The sequence below is a fragment of the Gammaproteobacteria bacterium (ex Lamellibrachia satsuma) genome, assembly GCA_019623805.1.
GTDB lineage: Bacteria > Pseudomonadota > Gammaproteobacteria > Chromatiales > Chromatiaceae > QGON01.
Genome location: CP053680.1, coordinates 2,246,591 through 2,263,242, shown reverse-complemented (window position 1 = coordinate 2,263,242; position 16,652 = coordinate 2,246,591). Strand labels below are relative to the sequence as shown.

The 16,652-nt window shown below is 57.2% G+C and carries 15 protein-coding genes; 5 read left to right on the top strand and 10 right to left on the bottom strand.

From position 1 onward, the window contains the following. Positions 1–114: 114 nt before the first annotated feature. Together HPY30_09775 and prlC are read left to right on the top strand one after the other, a co-directional pair. On the top strand, positions 115–669 hold the full coding sequence (locus HPY30_09775; protein ID QYZ66256.1) for a hypothetical protein: 555 nt from the start codon (positions 115–117) through the stop codon (positions 667–669). A 137-nt stretch (positions 670–806) separates the two neighbouring features. Beyond that, entirely contained in the window at positions 807–2,840 is a 2,034-nt protein-coding gene (gene prlC, locus HPY30_09770; protein QYZ66255.1) for an oligopeptidase A, read from the top strand. A gap of 116 nt (positions 2,841–2,956) precedes the next feature. Here the strand turns inward: prlC and HPY30_09765 are convergent, their stop codons facing one another. The 7 genes from HPY30_09765 to HPY30_09735 all read right to left on the bottom strand — a co-directional run bounded on the left by HPY30_09765 (position 2,957) and on the right by HPY30_09735 (position 9,866). Further along, positions 2,957–3,463: a hypothetical protein gene (locus HPY30_09765; protein ID QYZ66254.1), complete on the bottom strand. Its 507-nt coding sequence runs from the start codon at positions 3,461–3,463 to the stop codon at positions 2,957–2,959. A 9-nt stretch (positions 3,464–3,472) separates the two neighbouring features. Beyond that, the gene (locus HPY30_09760) at positions 3,473–3,682 is read right to left on the bottom strand and encodes a hypothetical protein (GenBank protein ID QYZ66253.1); all 210 of its coding nucleotides are present in this window, start codon (positions 3,680–3,682) and stop codon (positions 3,473–3,475) included. A gap of 243 nt (positions 3,683–3,925) precedes the next feature. After that, complete coding sequence (locus HPY30_09755) at positions 3,926–5,230, bottom strand: ArsB/NhaD family transporter (GenBank protein QYZ66252.1); 1,305 nt, start codon at positions 5,228–5,230, stop codon at positions 3,926–3,928. Positions 5,231–5,233: 3 nt separating this feature from the next. Further along, entirely contained in the window at positions 5,234–5,686 is a 453-nt protein-coding gene (locus HPY30_09750) for a CBS domain-containing protein (protein ID QYZ66251.1), read from the bottom strand. Beyond that, a complete protein-coding gene (locus HPY30_09745) occupies positions 5,683–6,429 on the bottom strand; it encodes a tRNA 2-thiocytidine biosynthesis protein TtcA (GenBank protein QYZ66250.1) in 747 nt (248 codons plus the stop codon). Before HPY30_09745 ends, HPY30_09750 begins: the two co-directional genes overlap by 4 nt. 267 nt (positions 6,430–6,696) lie before the next feature. Continuing rightward, entirely contained in the window at positions 6,697–9,168 is a 2,472-nt protein-coding gene (locus HPY30_09740) for an FtsX-like permease family protein (protein QYZ66249.1), read from the bottom strand. Then, positions 9,162–9,866 (bottom strand): ATP-binding cassette domain-containing protein, encoded by a 705-nt coding sequence (locus HPY30_09735; GenBank protein ID QYZ66248.1) that lies wholly within the window; start codon positions 9,864–9,866, stop codon positions 9,162–9,164. Before HPY30_09735 ends, HPY30_09740 begins: the two co-directional genes overlap by 7 nt. A gap of 13 nt (positions 9,867–9,879) precedes the next feature. Between HPY30_09735 and HPY30_09730 the strand changes: the two genes are divergently transcribed. Next, positions 9,880–10,539: an arylesterase gene (locus HPY30_09730; protein QYZ66247.1), complete on the top strand. Its 660-nt coding sequence runs from the start codon at positions 9,880–9,882 to the stop codon at positions 10,537–10,539. A 20-nt stretch (positions 10,540–10,559) separates the two neighbouring features. Here the strand turns inward: HPY30_09730 and HPY30_09725 are convergent, their stop codons facing one another. Genes HPY30_09725 through HPY30_09715 form a run of 3 tightly spaced genes read right to left on the bottom strand, consistent with a single transcriptional unit; the run spans position 10,560 to position 14,830 of the window. Beyond that, positions 10,560–12,830 (bottom strand): CBS domain-containing protein, encoded by a 2,271-nt coding sequence (locus tag HPY30_09725; protein ID QYZ66246.1) that lies wholly within the window; start codon positions 12,828–12,830, stop codon positions 10,560–10,562. Beyond that, on the bottom strand, positions 12,827–13,456 hold the full coding sequence (locus HPY30_09720; protein ID QYZ66245.1) for a response regulator: 630 nt from the start codon (positions 13,454–13,456) through the stop codon (positions 12,827–12,829). The genes HPY30_09725 and HPY30_09720 overlap by 4 nt, the downstream gene beginning before the upstream one ends. 57 nt (positions 13,457–13,513) lie before the next feature. Further along, the gene (locus HPY30_09715) at positions 13,514–14,830 is read right to left on the bottom strand and encodes a diguanylate cyclase (GenBank protein QYZ66244.1); all 1,317 of its coding nucleotides are present in this window, start codon (positions 14,828–14,830) and stop codon (positions 13,514–13,516) included. 424 nt (positions 14,831–15,254) lie between these two features. Here HPY30_09715 and HPY30_09710 point away from each other — a divergent pair, with 424 nt between their 5' ends. Continuing rightward, the gene (locus HPY30_09710; GenBank protein QYZ66243.1) at positions 15,255–16,169 is read left to right on the top strand and encodes an SPFH/Band 7/PHB domain protein; all 915 of its coding nucleotides are present in this window, start codon (positions 15,255–15,257) and stop codon (positions 16,167–16,169) included. Further along, complete coding sequence (locus HPY30_09705; protein ID QYZ66242.1) at positions 16,169–16,615, top strand: NfeD family protein; 447 nt, start codon at positions 16,169–16,171, stop codon at positions 16,613–16,615. The genes HPY30_09710 and HPY30_09705 overlap by 1 nt, the downstream gene beginning before the upstream one ends. The last annotated feature ends 37 nt before the right edge of the window (positions 16,616–16,652 follow it).

Sequence of the window (16,652 nt, the reverse complement as noted above, 5' to 3'; positions counted from 1 at the left end):
TCCCCATCCGAGACTGTTTTGACCTGATCTTTACATCACCTTTCCAGGATCAATGGCCCCGAACCAAGCGCCAGATCTGCGGTCAAATCCGTGACAATGAACTCCAGGAAAACCATGCGTTACCGATACCTCCCACTACTGCTGCTCGCACTTCCCCTGTTGTTGAACGCGAAGGATCGTCCATTTATCGATCAACCCACCGACAGGCCCAACCTGAAGGTTGAAGAGTATGTCTGGGAGGAGGGCAAGGTCACCCTGCCGAAAGATCTGAACGAGGATCAACTGACCGAATTCCAGGTCACTGACAGCAGCGGCCGTTTCCGTTTTTTTATCGACCACAGCACCCTGCAACCCGGAGAGGACAATGCCATCCGCGTACTGCTCGCCATCCGCTCGAACCGTGGCGCTCTCAACACCTCTTACGAGGGATTCCGCTGCGGTGCCCGCGAATACAAAGTCTACGCGTACGGCAGCCACAAGGGCCTGAAGGCCCTGAAAAAACCGCTCTGGAAAAGGATTATCGTCAGCGGATCGGATAACTACCGGCATACGCTCTACAGCCATTATCTCTGCGACCTGAACAAGGGCGTTCCTCTTGAGCCGAGCAATATCATTCACTATATGAAACAGCCCACACGAGTGGAACAGACGCCTTTTTTCAACGATTAGGTGCTGTATCGACGCTTTTACCTGATCCTTGCGTTTGATCATGCCAACACCCCCCGATTTATCGGGGGGTTGGTTTTCACCGGGTCACCCCCATCTCCCCACTATCATTCGTTTTCTCAATCCCGGAGTTATCACAGATGAACAATCCCCTGCTGGAGATGGACGGCCTTCCGGTCTTTTCCCAGATCAAACCTGATCATGTGGAACCCGCCCTGGACCATCTGTTGTCCCACAACCGGGAACAGATCGAGGCACTGCTCAAGGGAGAGCAGCAGTTCACCTGGCACAATCTGGTGGAACCGATGGAGCGGCTCGACGACCGGCTCAGCCGCGCCTGGTCTCCGGTCAGCCACATGAATTCAGTGGTCAACAACGAAGCACTGCGAAGCGCCTACAACACCTGCCTGCCCAAACTGAGTGAATACGGCACCGAGATGGGGCAGAATGCCGAGCTCTTCGCCGCCTTTAAGGCTGTCGCAGAGCAACCGAACGACCTGAACCCCGTTCAGCGTAAGGTACTGGATGATGCCCTGTTGGACTTTCATCTCTCCGGTGTCGACCTCTCTGCCGATAAAAAAACCCGTTTCAAGGAGATCAGCCAGTCGCTGTCGACCCTCACCACCAAATTCGAAGAGAACCTGCTCGACGCCACCAATGAGTGGAACAAGCTGATCATCGATGAGACTGCACTTGCTGGAATGCCTGAGTCCGCCCTGGCGCTGGCACGGCAGACCGCAGAACAGCGTGACAAACAGGGTTGGCTGCTGACTCTGGAGTTCCCCTCCTATCTGCCGGTAATGACCTACGCCGACAACCGGGAACTGCGCCGCGAGGTCTACGAGGCCTTCTCCACCCGCGCCTCAGATCAGGGTCCCCATGCAGGCAGATGGGACAATAGCGAGGTAATGGAGCAGATCCTCGCACTGCGCCATGAACAGGCACAACTACTCGGTTTCGACAACTTTGCGGAACGCTCCCTGGCGCGCAAGATGGCCCGCTCCACCGACGAGGTGACGCAGTTTCTCACAGACCTGGCCCAGCGCGCCCACGCTCAGGCGGTAGAGGAGCTGAAAGCACTCCGCGCCTTTGCAGCAGAGCAGCACGGCATGACGGAACTCGAAGCCTGGGACATCGGTTACTACAGCGAAAAACTACGCCAACACCGTCACAACATCTCCCAGGAAGAGCTTAAGCCCTACTTCCCGGAGACGCGGGTGGTACCGGGTATGTTCGCCGTTGTAGAGCGCCTCTACGGCATCAATATCCAGGAGATTCAGGGCGTCGACAACTGGCACCCGGATGTCCGCTTCTTCGAGATTCGCGACGCCGGAGGAAAAGAGCGGGGGCAGTTCTACCTCGATCTCTATGCCCGCCCACACAAACGGGGCGGCGCCTGGATGGACGAGTGCGTCACCCGTTTCTTTACCGACACCGTCGACCAGCTGCCGGTCGCCTATCTCACCTGCAACTTTTCACCACCAGTTGGCGACAAACCGGCGCTCTTCACCCACGATGAGGTGGAGACCCTGTTCCACGAATTCGGCCACGGCCTGCACCATCTGCTCACCCGCATCGACTACCCGGCGGTGGCGGGCATCAACGGCGTGGCCTGGGATGCAGTGGAACTGCCTAGCCAGTTCATGGAGAACTTCTGCTGGGAAAAGGCGGCCCTTGATCTTATCTCTGGCCACTATGAGAGCGGCGAGCCGATTCCACAAGTCCTGTTTGAGCGCATGACCGGCGCCAAGAACTTTCAGTCCGCCATGATGATGGTGCGCCAGCTGGAATTTTCCCTCTTCGACTTTCGCATCCACCGGGAGTACGACCCAAAAAGGGGTGGGCGCATCTACAAGATCCTCAACGAGGTACGCAAACAGGTCTCGGTGCTGACTCCGCCAGAGTGGAACCGCTTTGCCCACGGCTTCTCCCACATATTCGCCGGTGGTTACGCAGCAGGTTACTACAGCTATAAATGGGCGGAGGTGCTGTCGGCAGACGCCTTCTCCCTCTTCGAGGAACAGGGCGTTTTCAATCCGGAAACCGGCAACGCCTTTCTGACTGGCATCCTTGAGCAGGGCGGTTCCAAGGACGCGATGGAGCTGTTTGTCGGTTTTCGTGGACGCGAGCCAAAGATCGATGCGCTGTTGCGGCACAACGGCATCACCGGTTAGTCAGGTAGGTTGGGTTAGCGATAGCTTAACCCTACGCTAGGGGCCGGAGTCAAACCGCCTCAACCTCGTCACTTTTACCACCATTGTTTGCGCGGTTTGACTCCGACCCCTTCCGCCTAAATCTGCAGCGCTTCCACCGTCCAGCCGACAGCGCCAACCTCTGCCTCTGGATGTAATCTGCGGATCTCACGCCCGATCTCCGTAACCCGCCAGCGGGGCACATCGACCATCAGGAGGATCTCCCCGTGTTTCAATGCGTTCCGGCACTCGTCCATATGGGCGTGCGGCACATGCCGAACGAAGTAGCTACCGGCCAGATAGGTGGCGGCCATAATCAGACCATTCAACAGCGCCCAACCCAGCAGACCGGCGAACAGGCTACCAACCAGTAGTATCAAAGCCAGAAAAAAGGTCAGAAGGTTCAGGTTCCATAAGACTCGTTCCAGGCGAGCCCCAAAATCCGTGCGCTGGCGTACGGATGCCTCGGGAAGTCCGGAGATATCAATACCCTCCCTGGCGACGGCATGCATGTGGCGCCTGTCGACGCCCAGCCTTTGCAGATCGGGCAGCACCTGTTCAACATGGCGCCGCTGCGGAAACATCAGATAGATTCGTCTCAACATGGCACCACCTCAACCTTCTGCAACGTAGTCGTCAGTATCGTTTCCCTGCACTATCTTGTGATCCTCAGTCTCCATCTCCATGTAGAGACGTTTGTTCTCCTCACTTTCGAAGTAGATCTCAAGACCGTCCTTGCCATCCCCCTCATAGAGGCAGGGGTGGTGTTCAGGATCAGAGACTTCGTGCAACGTGATGGGATCAGTTGTCGTACGAATATGCATGATTCTTCCCTCAGAAGTTGACTGTGTACTGGTTTTATAGAAATACCAAGCAATTTAGTCAAGTATAATGGCTCGCCAAATACTGACGCAGAAACCAAGGGTTTTCAGGCAGAGGGAATAAGATTGCTACTGCGCAAGGCGTAGGCCCGATCAAGCGCAGCGGATCGGGCAATCAGTGGTTGAAGCACAGGACCGCTGCCGGTTCGGCTGCGCTTGAACCGGCCTCCTTCAGTCACCAGGTGGTCATCTAAAGATATCGAAGAAGAGGGTATAGAACAGGCTGGCCAGAATCAGGCTGAAAAAGGTAGTCGGTATGCCGGTGCGCATCCAGACGGCAGGCGTGATGCGGGCACCGGGGATATTGGAGTGTTCAGATTCCGCCACCGCGATAATGTTCGCCGTGGCACCGATGTGGGTGCCGTTTCCACCCAGACCCACACCCAACGCCAGCGCCCACCAGAGGGGCGTGATATTGACTCCGCTGGACTCCAGCCCCAGGATGATGGGAATCATGGTGACGGTGAAGGGGATGTTATCCACCACCGCACTGAGAACGGCGGCAATCCACATCAGCATCAAACCTGCCAGCAATAGCTGGCCCGGTTCCCGCGCCATCTCGGCCAGTGAGTTGCCAAACAGGTTCAGCAGTCCCGAGGCCTCCACTCCACCGACAATCATGAAAAGCCCGGCAAAAAAGAACAGCACCGACCAGTTGACGCCGTTGAACAGTGTATCCATGTCGGGCTTCATCAGCGCCAAGGCCAGCGCCAATCCGATAAAGGCAGCGTAAGCGGGAAAAAAGTGGAAGTGGTGGTGAACGAAAAACAGTCCCACGACCAGCGCCAGAGACACAACTATTTTCTGTAATCCGGCCAAGTCCTTGATGGCGTGGGTGTCAACCAACTCCCGAACCTCTCCAGCGTCACGACGCAACTGTCTGCGGAAAAGAAAGAGCAGTAAGAGCACAGTCCCGGCCCAGACTACCACCACCGGCGGCCCCATATGGAACAGGAAATCATTGAAGCTGATATCTCCCGCGCTGCCGATCATCAGATTAGGCGGATCACCCACAAGGGTCGCCGCCCCGCCGATATTGGAGAGCATCGCCTCAGCCATCAGATAGGGCATAGGATTGAGTCTGAGCAGACGGCAGATCAATACCGTCAGGGGGGCAAATACGATGACCGTGGTGACATTATCCAGGATCATACTGATCAGGCTTACCGCAAGACTGAGGTAGACCAGCAGCAGACGCGCATCGCCCTTTGCCCAGCGGGTGATATGGACAGCCATATATTCGAAGGCGCCGGTGGGACGCAGCAGTGAGACCAGCATCATCATCGCTGCCAGCAGCAGAATGGTATTGGCGTCCACCGCCGCTATAGCCTCTTCCTGAGTATAGAAATCCATGCTCATGCCGACGCCGATCATCACCACCGCACCCAGAATTGCCGCACTGGTGCGGTGAAGTTTTTCCGAGAAGATCAGCGCGTAAGCCAGCACCAGAATCAGCGCGGAGGCCAGCATGGAATCACTGAGAGCGGTCATGCTTCAGCAGCAGCCCAGATTCAGCACCAGGCGGGCAATCCCCACCCGGGTAATAACCCCCTTGTACTCATCCCCGTCGGTCAGAAACAGATAACCGGTATTGAACTGCTCCATGATCGCCAGCGCCTTCATTACCTGCGCGCCGGGATTGAGCTGGATGGCATCATCCAGCACATAACCTTCGACAGGTAGCGGCAGAATCCTTTCCGCTTTCTCCTCAGCCATATCCATGTAGTCAAGATCATCACCCAGCAGGTGCGCGCCCTGAATATAGTCCCGCGGCACGCAAGTGAGGCGAAACGCATGCCGCAGGGAAAAACGGCCGACGATCCTGCCCTGTGCATCCACATAGGGAATGCCCGGCACATTCCGTTTTACGCACTCCGCCAGGGCGTCGCCGAAACTCATGCCGGTATGGGCCACTTCCGTCGGGATCAGGATCTCTTCCAGGTTCATGGGTCAGCTTGCTCCGGGCGCTCGTCCATCAGGGGTTTCATGGCATGCAACATATTGGCAAACAGATGTTTGTTCTGCCGCTCCTCTTTTGCCAGCAACTGCTTCATATAGGCGCGTTGGGTGGGTGCCGTAAAGCAGGCGGGGCAGCTGTCGGGGATCACGGGCAGTCCAGCCTCCAGGGCGAAGGCCCCGGTCTGACTCTCGCGGCAATAGACCAACGGGCGGATGATGCGGATATCGCCATCATTATTCTGATAGTGCGCCTTCATCGTACGTAACTGTCCGCCGTGGAAGATCGACATCATGAGACTCTCCGCCAGGTCATCGAGATGCTGAGCCAGTGCCAATACATTATAGCCCTCACGGCGACAGGTGGAGTACATGATGCCCCGCTTCATGCGGGCGCAGTAGGCACAGAATGAGTCGCCATCCAGACGGGTCCTGGCCTCTTCCATGATCGGCTGTTCTGCATAGATCCAGGATACGCCCAAGTTTTCATAATAGGCTTTCAGCGGCTCGGGATCGAAACCCTCCACCTCGGGGTCGACAGTGATGACGCCCAGCTCGAACTTAACCGGCGCATAGGTCTGCAGGTGACTCAGGATCTGCAGCAGGGAGAGGGAGTCCTTGCCGCCGGAGACGCCAAGGAGTATCCGGTCTCCCTCGCGAATCATGTCGTAATCGGCAATCGCGCGGCCGACTTTGCGCAGCAGGGATTTTGGGGGTTTGGCATAGTGTGTCATGGGGTTATTGTGACACGTGGAAAACCAAGGGTTCCAGCAGGATTGCCAGTGCCCAGGAAACCGGGACAGGAGTCAACTGGCACTAACATTAGGCAATATTATTCGTATTTCAATAATTTGCCAAATACCTAAAAACTGTAGGTCGTGTTAGCGCAGCGTAACACGACAAGAGTCGCGCACATTGCTGGGTTACGGCCAAAAAAATGGCCTAACCCAACCTACCCAAGCGGTTGATTATCAGTGCTTTTCGCGGCGGGGGCGCCGTTCCTACAGGATCTGCTGCAACGGCGGTTTCTGTAACACGGAACGAACCCCCAATACCCCGGAAGCTCCCATCAGCAACATGCCGCTAATCAGGCTGACGGGCCAGATCCAGAGGTTGCCCTGGTAGCTAAGGCCGAACAACTGGTCGGCGATAAGCGCGGCGATAAGCGTCGCACCCAGGGCAGCCAACAGACCGGCAATGGCACCCAGCACCATGAACTCCGTGACGATGGCGGTACGGATCTGCCCTTTCATTGCTCCCAAGGTGCGCAGGATCGCCGCCTCGCGGATACGCTCATCAAGGCTCGACTGGACTGCAGCCAGCAGCACCACCAGCCCCGCCAGCAAGGTGAAGAGGGAGACGAACTGCACCGACAGAATCACCCGGTCGATGATCGAGCGGACCCGTTGCATCAACGCCCCCACATCGATATCGGTAATGTTGGAAAAATGGCTGATCAGCCGAGCCAGGAACGGTTCATCGCCGGGAGGCAGGAAAAAGGCAGTGATATAACTCGCCTGGTTGACATCTAGCTGCCCCGGCGGTGCGATGACGAAAAAGTTCACCTCAAAAGAGTCCCAGGCTACCGTCCGCAAGCTGGTGACGAGCGCACTGACCGTCTGCCCGGCAATCTCGAAGGTGAGGCGATCGCCAAGCTGGATGCCCAGAGTGCGGGCGATACCCTTCTCCACCGACCAGCCACGTTCATCCGTCCGGTTCCACCAGTGACCTGAGACAAGCCGGTTGGAGGTCGGCATTCGTTCCATCCAGGAGAGATTGAACTCCCTCTGAATCAACTGTTTGGCACGGGGTTCAAAGTAGCTTTCTGCATCAACAGGGGTGCCGTTGAGGCTGTGCAGACGAGCACGGACCATCGGATAGATAACCGGGGTGGGGTGCTTTTGCCGGCGGAAGAACTTTTCCAAGGGTACCAACTGATCCGCCTGGACGTTGATCAGGAAGTGGTTAGGGGCTTCAAAGGGCAGTGTGGCGCGCCAGGCATCGAGCAGGTCGGTGCGGATCAGGATCAGCAGCAACACCACCATCATGCCGAGACCGACAGCGACCAGCTGAACGATGCTGACCTCTGGATGACGTGCAATATTGGCCAGTCCCAGCCGCCAGGGCTGGCCACCGGAGGGAGAAACACGCTGCAACATACGGGTCATCAGCCAGGCAACCAGAGTGAGCAGACTCAGGGTAGCCAACATACCGAGGCTGACCAGCAGGGTCAGCTGCCAGTCGGCGGCCTGCCAGGCCAACAATCCTGTGAGTACCACCAGTGCGGGGCCATAGATCGCCAGACGGCTGAGGCGTGGTAAGGGCATCTCCCGCCGCAACACCCGCAGGGGTGGCGTGTTACGCAGGGCCAGCAGGGGAGGCAGGGCGAAGCCGATGAGGGTGACCAGGCCGATCAACAGTCCCAGCAGCAGCGGCTGTAGCGTGGGAGGAGGCAGCTGCTGAATAAACAGACCGGCCAATAGTGCAGCAAGCAGATGCTGGACCAGGTAACCGAACAGCAGTCCGATCAGCGAGCCTCCCAGGCCGAGCAGCAGAAGCTGCCCCGTGAAGATGCGGGTGATGAGTTGGCGGCTGGCGCCCAGGCAGCGCAGCAGGGCTGCATTGTCGAGATGGCGGCGGGCGTAACGGTTCGCAGACATGGCAATCGCCACGGCCGCCAGCAGCAGACTGACCAGTGAAGCGAGGCCGAGAAAACGTTCGGCCCGCTCCAGGGCGGAGGTCAGTTCCCTGCGGCTGTCCCGAGGCCCAAGTAGACGTTGTCCGGCCTGCAGCCGGGGTTTGATCCAACCACGAAAAACCTCGAGGGCATCTGCGTCTCCCGCCAGCAACAGACGGTATTCTGCCCGGCTGCCGACAGTCAGCAGGCCAGTGGCCGGCAGATCGACCGGATTCATCATCAGGCGCGGTGCGATGCTGAACAGACTTCCGCCCCGGTCAGGCTCCTCGAAAATCAGGCCGCTGATGCGGAACCCGGACTCTCCCAGCTGTATGTCATCGCCCGGTTTCAGTCCCAGACGATCGAGCAGCTGGCGCTCCAACCAGACAGAGCCACTCTCCGGCGGGGCTTGGCGCTGTTGTTCCGAGTGCCCGGATGTTTCTGCCACCAGCAGCCGGCCCCGTAGCGGATAACCACGGGTCACAGCCTTCACCTCGGCCATCTGCAGCCGTTCACCCGCCAGGGACATGGAGCGAAAGCTGGTGGTTTCGGCCAGTTGCAGGCCCATCCCGAGAGCCGATTGCTTCCAGACTTCTGGCAGTGGACTGGAGGATTGAACCAGCAGATCGGCAGCCAACAGCTCACCGGCCTGATGGGTCATCGCCTGATGTACCCGCTCATTGAATAGTGCTACTGAGGTGAAAGCACCAACGCCGATGATCAAACCGAGCAGCAGCACCCGCAGTTCACCGGATGCAAGTTCCCGCCAGAGTGATCGCAGTATGAAGGCTAGCATCCTGATGCTTGCAGCAGACGGCCCTCTGCCAGCTCCAGCCTGCGACTGCACTGATCCGCCAGTGCGGCATCGTGGGTGACCAGAATCAGGGTGGTGTTGTGTTCACGGTTGAGTTCGAACAGCAGGTCGATCACCTTACGGCCAGTCTGCTGGTCGAGGTTGCCGGTGGGTTCATCAGCCAGCAACAGTTGCGGTGAAGCGGCAAAGGCGCGGGCAATGGCGACCCGTTGCTGCTCGCCGCCTGAGAGCTGATTGGGACGATGCAGACGCCGGGGTTGCAGGCCGACCCGCTGCAGCCACTCCTCCGCCAGTATGCGGGCATCACTGCGTCCGACCAACTCAAGGGGCACCATGACATTCTCCAGGGCGCTCAGAGAGGGCAGCAGGTGGAAAGACTGGAAAACGAAACCGAGCAGCTCCCGACGTAAACGGGCACGGCCATCCTCATCCAGACTGTTGAGATTTTGGCCATTCAGTTCGACTCGCCCCCGGCTGGGCAGGTCGAGGCCGGCGAGCAGACCCAGCAGGGTCGATTTGCCTGAACCCGAGGCACCGACCACGGCGAGGGTTTCGCTGTGTTGCAGGTCGAGGTTGACCCCCTGCAGAATATCCAGCGGGCCATCGGGACTGCTGACTTGTTTTGAGAGATCCTCTGCCCGCACAATGGGGCGGCTCTCTGCATGCTTCTGCTGACTCATGGATATGGTTTCTATGTTCCGACTGCTGCCAAGTTTACTGCTCTGTTCACTGCTGCTCCATCTTACGGCGATATTCGCAAATGACAGGCCGGTAATCCTGCTGTTGGGCGACAGCCTCAGCAGCGGTTATGGCATCGCCCTCTCGGAAAGATGGACAACCGCTTTGCAGGATCGTTTAACCGACCAGGGCTTTGAGCACCGCTTGGTCAACGCCAGCATTACTGGCGAGACCAGCCGTGGCGGCCTGAATCGACTGCCCGAACTGTTGCAACGCCATCGGCCCCGATGGGTGGTCATCGAACTGGGTGGCAATGACGGCCTGCGTGGTCTGGAATTGGCGCAGACCCGGCAGAATCTCCAGAAAGCGGTGCAGTTATCCCGTGCCGCAAAGGCCCGGGTACTGCTGATTGGTATGAAGATCCCCCCCAATCTGGGTCCGGTTTACAGCCGCAGGTTCGAGGCAATCTATACCGATATTGCCAATCAGGCGATTGTACCAAGCGTCCCCTTTCTGCTTGAAGGGGTGGCAGGAAATACCCCGTTGATGCAGACCGATGGCATCCATCCAAATGCAAAGGGGCAACCAGCTATTCTGGAGAACGTCTGGACAGTTCTGGGGCCGCTGTTGCAACTCCAGGGGTCGGAGTCAATACCTGCGACCTCAGCGAAATAAGGTATCGATGAGAAACAACGCTATGAAGGATTTGGGTCAGACACGGTCGCCGCTGACTCGGTCGAACTCTTCTGAAGACTGATCACCGGCGCCTCAAGCATCAGTGTTGCCAAAACAACATCACCCTCTTGCGCAACGGAGAGCCGAGCACCCCGGCCTGGCAACATGGATTTGACCAGTTCCAGCCCGGTACCAAAGCCGACACCAGTGGCAAAATCAAACGCCTCAGGCAGAGAGCCACGATTGCTGACCGAGAGTAACAAGCGATTCTCTTGCTGCCATTGGACCGTCACCTCAACCGGTGGCGAAATCGTCTTGTCGCAGTGTTTGACTGCATTGATCAGCAGTTCATTGATCACCAGGGCGATGGCAACCGATTTATCCTCGACCACCCGGCAATCCTGAACCGGTTCTGCAACTGAGCGGCGCTCAATCACTATACCCGCCAAAAACTCAACGGATGCCATGATACTCTCCAGCATCTCAGCAAAATCCAGTACCCGGTCCTGTTGCCTGCCCAGCAGGCCGTGAACCAACGCCACACTCTCGACCTGACTGATGGCATCGTTGAGGATATCGTGTACGTCGGGGTGTTGCTGGGAGCGCTCCCGCAACAGTCCGATAACCCCCTGCAGGTGATTTTTGATACGGTGATGAACCTCCCGCGTCACGGCATTTTGTTGCACCAGGCGCTGCTGCTCCGCACGCCGTTTCCCGGTGATATCCTGAAGCAGGGCGACGCCAGACGACTTCCCGCTCACATCATCGCGTATAAATCCTGTCGAGATCAGACACCAGATAGGTGAACCATCCTTCCGCTGAAAGCGTCTCTCGACTTGGTAGCCTGTGCTCTGCTTGCTTACCGCATGGGATATGCGCCTCTCGGCTGCTACCCGGTCATCCGGATGGATTACATCCAGAATCGCCTTCTTTAGCAGCTCCTTTTCACTGTATCCGAGCATACGGCAAAGCTCCGGATTGACCCGGGTAAACCGCCCTTCAGGAAAGTCTGCCATCGCCATGCCTGCCGCAGCGTTGCGGAACATGGAATTGAGCCGCGCCTCACTCTCACGCAGCGCCTGCTCCGCCTGCTGTTTGGCCGAGACATCCTTCATGGTAAGGACAAAACCGGACAGCTGATTGTCATCATCCCAGACGCCGAACACCCGGGCATCGTAGTATTCGGTCTGCCTCTTGCCCTCCCGGGTAATCGGGTAGTCGTAACTGCCCATACCCGGGACCAGTCTGGTACCGTGTTTGAAGATTCCCGCATCCATGCCGGAACGACTCAGAACCTCTGTCAGTTTCTGGCCATAGACGTCATCTTTACAGTGCTCCAGCAGGCAGTCCGCCAACTGGTTACAGAAGGTGATCCGGTAATCGAGGTCGGTAGAGATGACCGCGATATCGCTGGATGAGCGCAACAGATTGTCCAGCAGGTTTTTTTCACTGAGCTGCTTGCGAACCTGCTTCAGCGCCCCTGCCTGGGACGCAATCACCTCTTTGAGCAGCTCCACATATTTCCCGTGAACGCCCTTGACGACATCGTGCTCGGTGACAAGCCCCTCGAGTCTTCCCGCCTTGTCCACCACCACCAGACGGCGAATACCCAGTCTCTGCATCTGTACAGAGGCCTCATGGACGCCGACCCCCGCTTCCGCCGTATGCACAGGCGAAGTCATCACCTGCTCCAAAAGCACCGATGAAAAATCGACCCCGGCGTCCATCAGGCGTACCGCATCCCTCTCCGTGAGCATGCCCAGCGGGAAGCCATCCTCTTCCACCACGATGCAGCTGATCCGCGACGATGACATCCGTTCAAACGCCTGGTTCAGAGGCGCCTTGGTGTCAAGCGTCGCCACGCTACGGGTCATGACGTTAGAGAGTCCCGTGTACTGCAGGAAATGCTCCAACCCCATATGGCGCATGATATCCGTTTCAGTGACGATACCAGCAAGTCTGCCGCTATCATCCACCACAACCAGATGACGGATCTGGTTCTCAGCGAAGCACTCATACGCTTCGCGATAGTCCAGGGTTTGTAGAGCGGTCACCAGCCCTTTACTCATCACAGAACCAACCAGGTGACGTTGCATGTCGGCTACCGACGACGCATGCCGTACCAGATCACGTTCCGTAATGATGCCAATTGGCCGTTCGTCCTCCTTGACCACCAGGCAACTGATGCTCTTCTCCACCAGCATGTGCAGGGCAACGGCCAAGGAGGTATCTGGGCCGACTGTCACCACTGATGAGGTCAGCAGATCCGCCAGGGTCATAACCGGCTTCATTTTTTGCCTTTGCTGGATTTGTGATCCAATTCCCCATCAACAGCTGTTAACTGATGGAGTGAATCCCAGGCTTCCAGCAGTTCCGACGCCACATCACGCACCTTGCGGCGCTCCGAACGGGCACGTGAGCGAATCACCTCAAACGCCTCCTGCCGGTTGATACGCTGACGTTCCATGATCAACCCCACTGCGACATTGACCAGGTTACCGGTATCCAGCGCATGGTTCAGGCGCTCACCGACCAACTTCAGCTCTCCCAGTTCCTGGGCTCGTCCCAGCGCCGCCTCGATGGTGGGTATCATCCGTGGCACGTCGATGGGCTTCACCACATAACCGAGCGCCCCCTCCAGTACCGCTGATTCGACGATCTCCCGGTCGTCATAGGCGGATAGGAATATCACCGGAACACCGATTTTACGCATCTCCTGTGCCACCTCGACACCGGACAGACCCGGCATGCGCACATCCAGGATCGCCAAATCAGGCCAGTCATTTTGCGCCAAACCAATGGCCGCCTCCCCCGAATCGGCTTCCATCACCGCATAACCCGCGTCCCTGAGCCCTTTTCCGAAGGTTGCCAACACCACGCCGTCATCATCTGCCAACAGTAAGCGTGTCTCTTTCATTTCAAACTCATACCCATCAATTCTTCATCCAACACTCGGGAATAATCTCCCGTACAATCAACCCGACTCACAACATTTCTTTTTTTTCGCCTGGTACATGGCGCTATCGGCATGCCTTAACAAGGTTTCGCAATCGCCATGGTTTGGGTAGAGCGCATATCCGACACTCATGCCGATGGTCAGCTTCTCACCACTTTCAAGATAGAAAGGGGGAGCAATGAGGTCACTCAATTTTCTTGCGACCGTTGTCGCATCCTCCACTTCCGATATATCTTCCAGGATGACCGCAAACTCGTCACCACCAATACGGGCAACTGTATCCATCTCCCGCACCGCAAGATGAAGCCGCTTGGTCACTGATTGCAACAGCCGATCTCCGGCATGATGTCCATATTGGTCATTGATTGGTTTGAAATGGTCCAGGTCGATATAGAGTAGTGCCAATTTGGACTCTCTGCGCTTTGCCCTGGCGATGCCCGCCTCCAGCCGATCCATGAACAGTGTGCGGTTGGGCAACCCAGTCAGGTGATCATGCTCTGCAAGGTAGACCAGCTGCTGCTGCATCGACAGACGTTCGGTGATGTCGAAAAAGGTGACAGAAAGACCGACGATCTTTTCATCGTGGAAGATGGGATAACTGCGGTACTCCACCGGGAAGCTCTCTCCACCGGCACGCAGAAAGTGCCCATCGTCGAGACAAATCCCGCAACCTGAATCCAGGGGTTCGTAGATCCGTCCTCTATTATCTCCCTGACGGGAGCCTGCCCCGTTAACAGGCAGATGCAGGTTCATGCTGCTGCCAATCATCTGTGACGGATCTCTGTAACCGAGCAGATCTGCGGCAGAGGGGTTGGCAAAAGTGCAGCGTCCATCAAGGTCAAGCGCCACTATCGCCGCACCTGTGGATTCCAGTAGTCGCCTTAGCTGTACCTCGCTGTCACGCAGCGCGCTTTCCGCCCGCCGTCTCTCGGTAAAATCCCGGCTCACGATGTTGAGCAGTGGCTCCTCACCTGGCCCACTTCGCAGATAACGGATCCGCGTCCTCATCCAGCGAGGCTTGCCGTTCTTATGTATCTTGCGGCACTCAACCTCCGAATAGGGAATCTCCCGTTGAAAGATATCGGCCAGCATCCTACGCACCCGTTTCAGATCATCCCTGTGGAGCAGTCGCCAGACTGAAGATCCGATCAACTCCTCTCTGCTGTATCCCAACAGATCGACGACGGAAAGATTGATCTCTCGAATCGTCCCATCCTCTCTGACAGTGAGCAGGATATCCGGAGCATGGTCGAAAAAACCACGGCACACTGAATCGCCAGGCATAGAAGCCGAGGCCATTGTTGCAGTCTGGTTGTTGGGTTCGACCTGCTTCATTTCGTCAACAATACAACCTTCTTTAGACAGCCCCGACAGGACAGCCAACCAGAGCCCAGGGTTCACTTTTCAGCCAGGAGAAGTGGCTATATCGAACACTCAATCGTTGAGTGGAGGTGGCGGGAAGACGGCCGAAACAGTCACCGAACCGCTGCTATGCAATGGCAGCGGGCGGATCCGGAAAACGAGTCTATGCGACCCGGTCAGAATCGACCTTGCTTACTCAAACAAAGGACACGGCGATTCTCTAACACTTAGAATAAATCTAGCACATTCTGCGAAAAAATGCCCCGCATCATTTTCGTGACATTTGTCAGCATAAACCGAGTAAAATCTCACACTTATGCACGCCTCAAGCATTGAAATACCGTGACCAATGCCCCATTCTCTTTTAACCCGCTTTAATAAATCAAGGAGTTCCGTCATGGATGTATTTGTCATTGCCGCACTGGTTCTGGCCATCGCTATCGTGGTTATGGGCGCAAAGCGCGTACCACAGGGCATGGAGTACACGGTGGAGCGTTTTGGACGCTATACCAAAAGCCTGCGCCCCGGCCTCAACCTGATCGTGCCGGTCATCGACCAGATCGGCCAAAAAGTGAACATGATGGAGCAGGTGGTGGACGTACCCTCCCAGGAGGTCATCACCAAGGACAACGCCATGATCACCGCCGACGGCGTGATCTTCTTCCAGGTGCTGGATGCTGCCCAGGCCTCTTATGAGGTCAATGACCTCTACCGGGCGATTCTCAACCTGACCATGACCAACATCCGTACCGTCATGGGCTCCATGGACCTGGATGAACTGCTGTCACAGCGGGACGCGATCAATACCCGGCTGCTCAACGTGGTGGACGATGCCACCACCCCCTGGGGCCTCAAGGTGACCCGTATAGAGATCAAGGATATCTCCCCGCCCCGTGACCTCGTGGATTCGATGGCCCGGCAGATGAAGGCGGAGCGTGACAAACGTGCGGCAATTCTCGTGGCTGAGGGAGAGCGGCAGGCGGAGATTCTAAAGGCGGAAGGCGAGAAGCGGGGCGCCATTCTCAAGGCGGAGGGTGAGAAAGAGGCCGCCTTCCGTGAAGCCGAAGCGCGGGAAAGGCTGGCCCAGGCGGAGGCCAAGGCGACCGCCATGGTTTCAGAGGCCATCGCGCAAGGCGACGTCAAGGCCATCAACTATTTCGTGGCACAGAAATATACCGAAGCACTGGCCACTATCGCCTCCGCTGACAATCAGAAGGTTATTTTGATGCCGCTGGAGGCATCCAGCCTGATCGGCTCCATCGGCGGCATTGCCGAGATTGCCAAAGAGACTTTCTCCAAGAAGGATGGCTAATGGAATTTCTACCGCAGCTGGATTACTGGCACTGGTTCATCCTGGGTGTCGGCCTGATCATTCTGGAGATTTTCTCACCCGGTGTCTTTTTCATCTGGCTGGGTTTTGCCGCCGGTCTGGTGGGGCTCCTGCTACTGGCCATGCCGGAGATGGAGTGGCAATACCAGCTGCTCGCCTTCGCCGCGTTCAGCGTGATCAACATTCTCATCGCCCGCACCATCCTGCAGCGGCGGCCGATCAAGACGGACCAACCCAATCTCAATCGCCGGGGCGCACAGTACACAGGCCGGATTTTCACCCTGGACCATCCCATCATCAACGGCGAGGGCAAGATCCACGTCGACGACAGCACCTGGAAGATCCGGGGTGAGGACTGCCCTGCCGGCACTCAGGTAAAAGTCATCGGCGTTGAGGGGGTGGTGCTGTTGGTAGGGCCTGCCGACTGAAATAAGCCATCCCGACACAAGCGAACCGGATAGTAAA

Bases quoted from the DNA above. Each gene is read 5' to 3' on its own strand.
- HPY30_09720 (QYZ66245.1), bottom strand. From the start codon at position 13,456: ATGAAAGAGACACGCTTACTGTTGGCAGATGATGACGGCGTGGTGTTG.
- HPY30_09745 (QYZ66250.1), bottom strand. From the start codon at position 6,429: ATGACACACTATGCCAAACCCCCAAAATCCCTGCTGCGCAAAGTCGGC.
- HPY30_09725 (QYZ66246.1), bottom strand. From the start codon at position 12,830: ATGAAGCCGGTTATGACCCTGGCGGATCTGCTGACCTCATCAGTGGTG.
- HPY30_09705 (QYZ66242.1), top strand. From the start codon at position 16,169: ATGGAATTTCTACCGCAGCTGGATTACTGGCACTGGTTCATCCTGGGT.
- prlC (QYZ66255.1), top strand. From the start codon at position 807: ATGAACAATCCCCTGCTGGAGATGGACGGCCTTCCGGTCTTTTCCCAG.
- HPY30_09740 (QYZ66249.1), bottom strand. From the start codon at position 9,168: ATGCTAGCCTTCATACTGCGATCACTCTGGCGGGAACTTGCATCCGGT.
- HPY30_09760 (QYZ66253.1), bottom strand. From the start codon at position 3,682: ATGCATATTCGTACGACAACTGATCCCATCACGTTGCACGAAGTCTCT.
- HPY30_09715 (QYZ66244.1), bottom strand. From the start codon at position 14,830: ATGAAGCAGGTCGAACCCAACAACCAGACTGCAACAATGGCCTCGGCT.
- HPY30_09755 (QYZ66252.1), bottom strand. From the start codon at position 5,230: ATGACCGCTCTCAGTGATTCCATGCTGGCCTCCGCGCTGATTCTGGTG.
- HPY30_09735 (QYZ66248.1), bottom strand. From the start codon at position 9,866: ATGAGTCAGCAGAAGCATGCAGAGAGCCGCCCCATTGTGCGGGCAGAG.
- HPY30_09710 (QYZ66243.1), top strand. From the start codon at position 15,255: ATGGATGTATTTGTCATTGCCGCACTGGTTCTGGCCATCGCTATCGTG.
- HPY30_09765 (QYZ66254.1), bottom strand. From the start codon at position 3,463: ATGTTGAGACGAATCTATCTGATGTTTCCGCAGCGGCGCCATGTTGAA.
- HPY30_09750 (QYZ66251.1), bottom strand. From the start codon at position 5,686: ATGAACCTGGAAGAGATCCTGATCCCGACGGAAGTGGCCCATACCGGC.
- HPY30_09775 (QYZ66256.1), top strand. From the start codon at position 115: ATGCGTTACCGATACCTCCCACTACTGCTGCTCGCACTTCCCCTGTTG.
- HPY30_09730 (QYZ66247.1), top strand. From the start codon at position 9,880: ATGTTCCGACTGCTGCCAAGTTTACTGCTCTGTTCACTGCTGCTCCAT.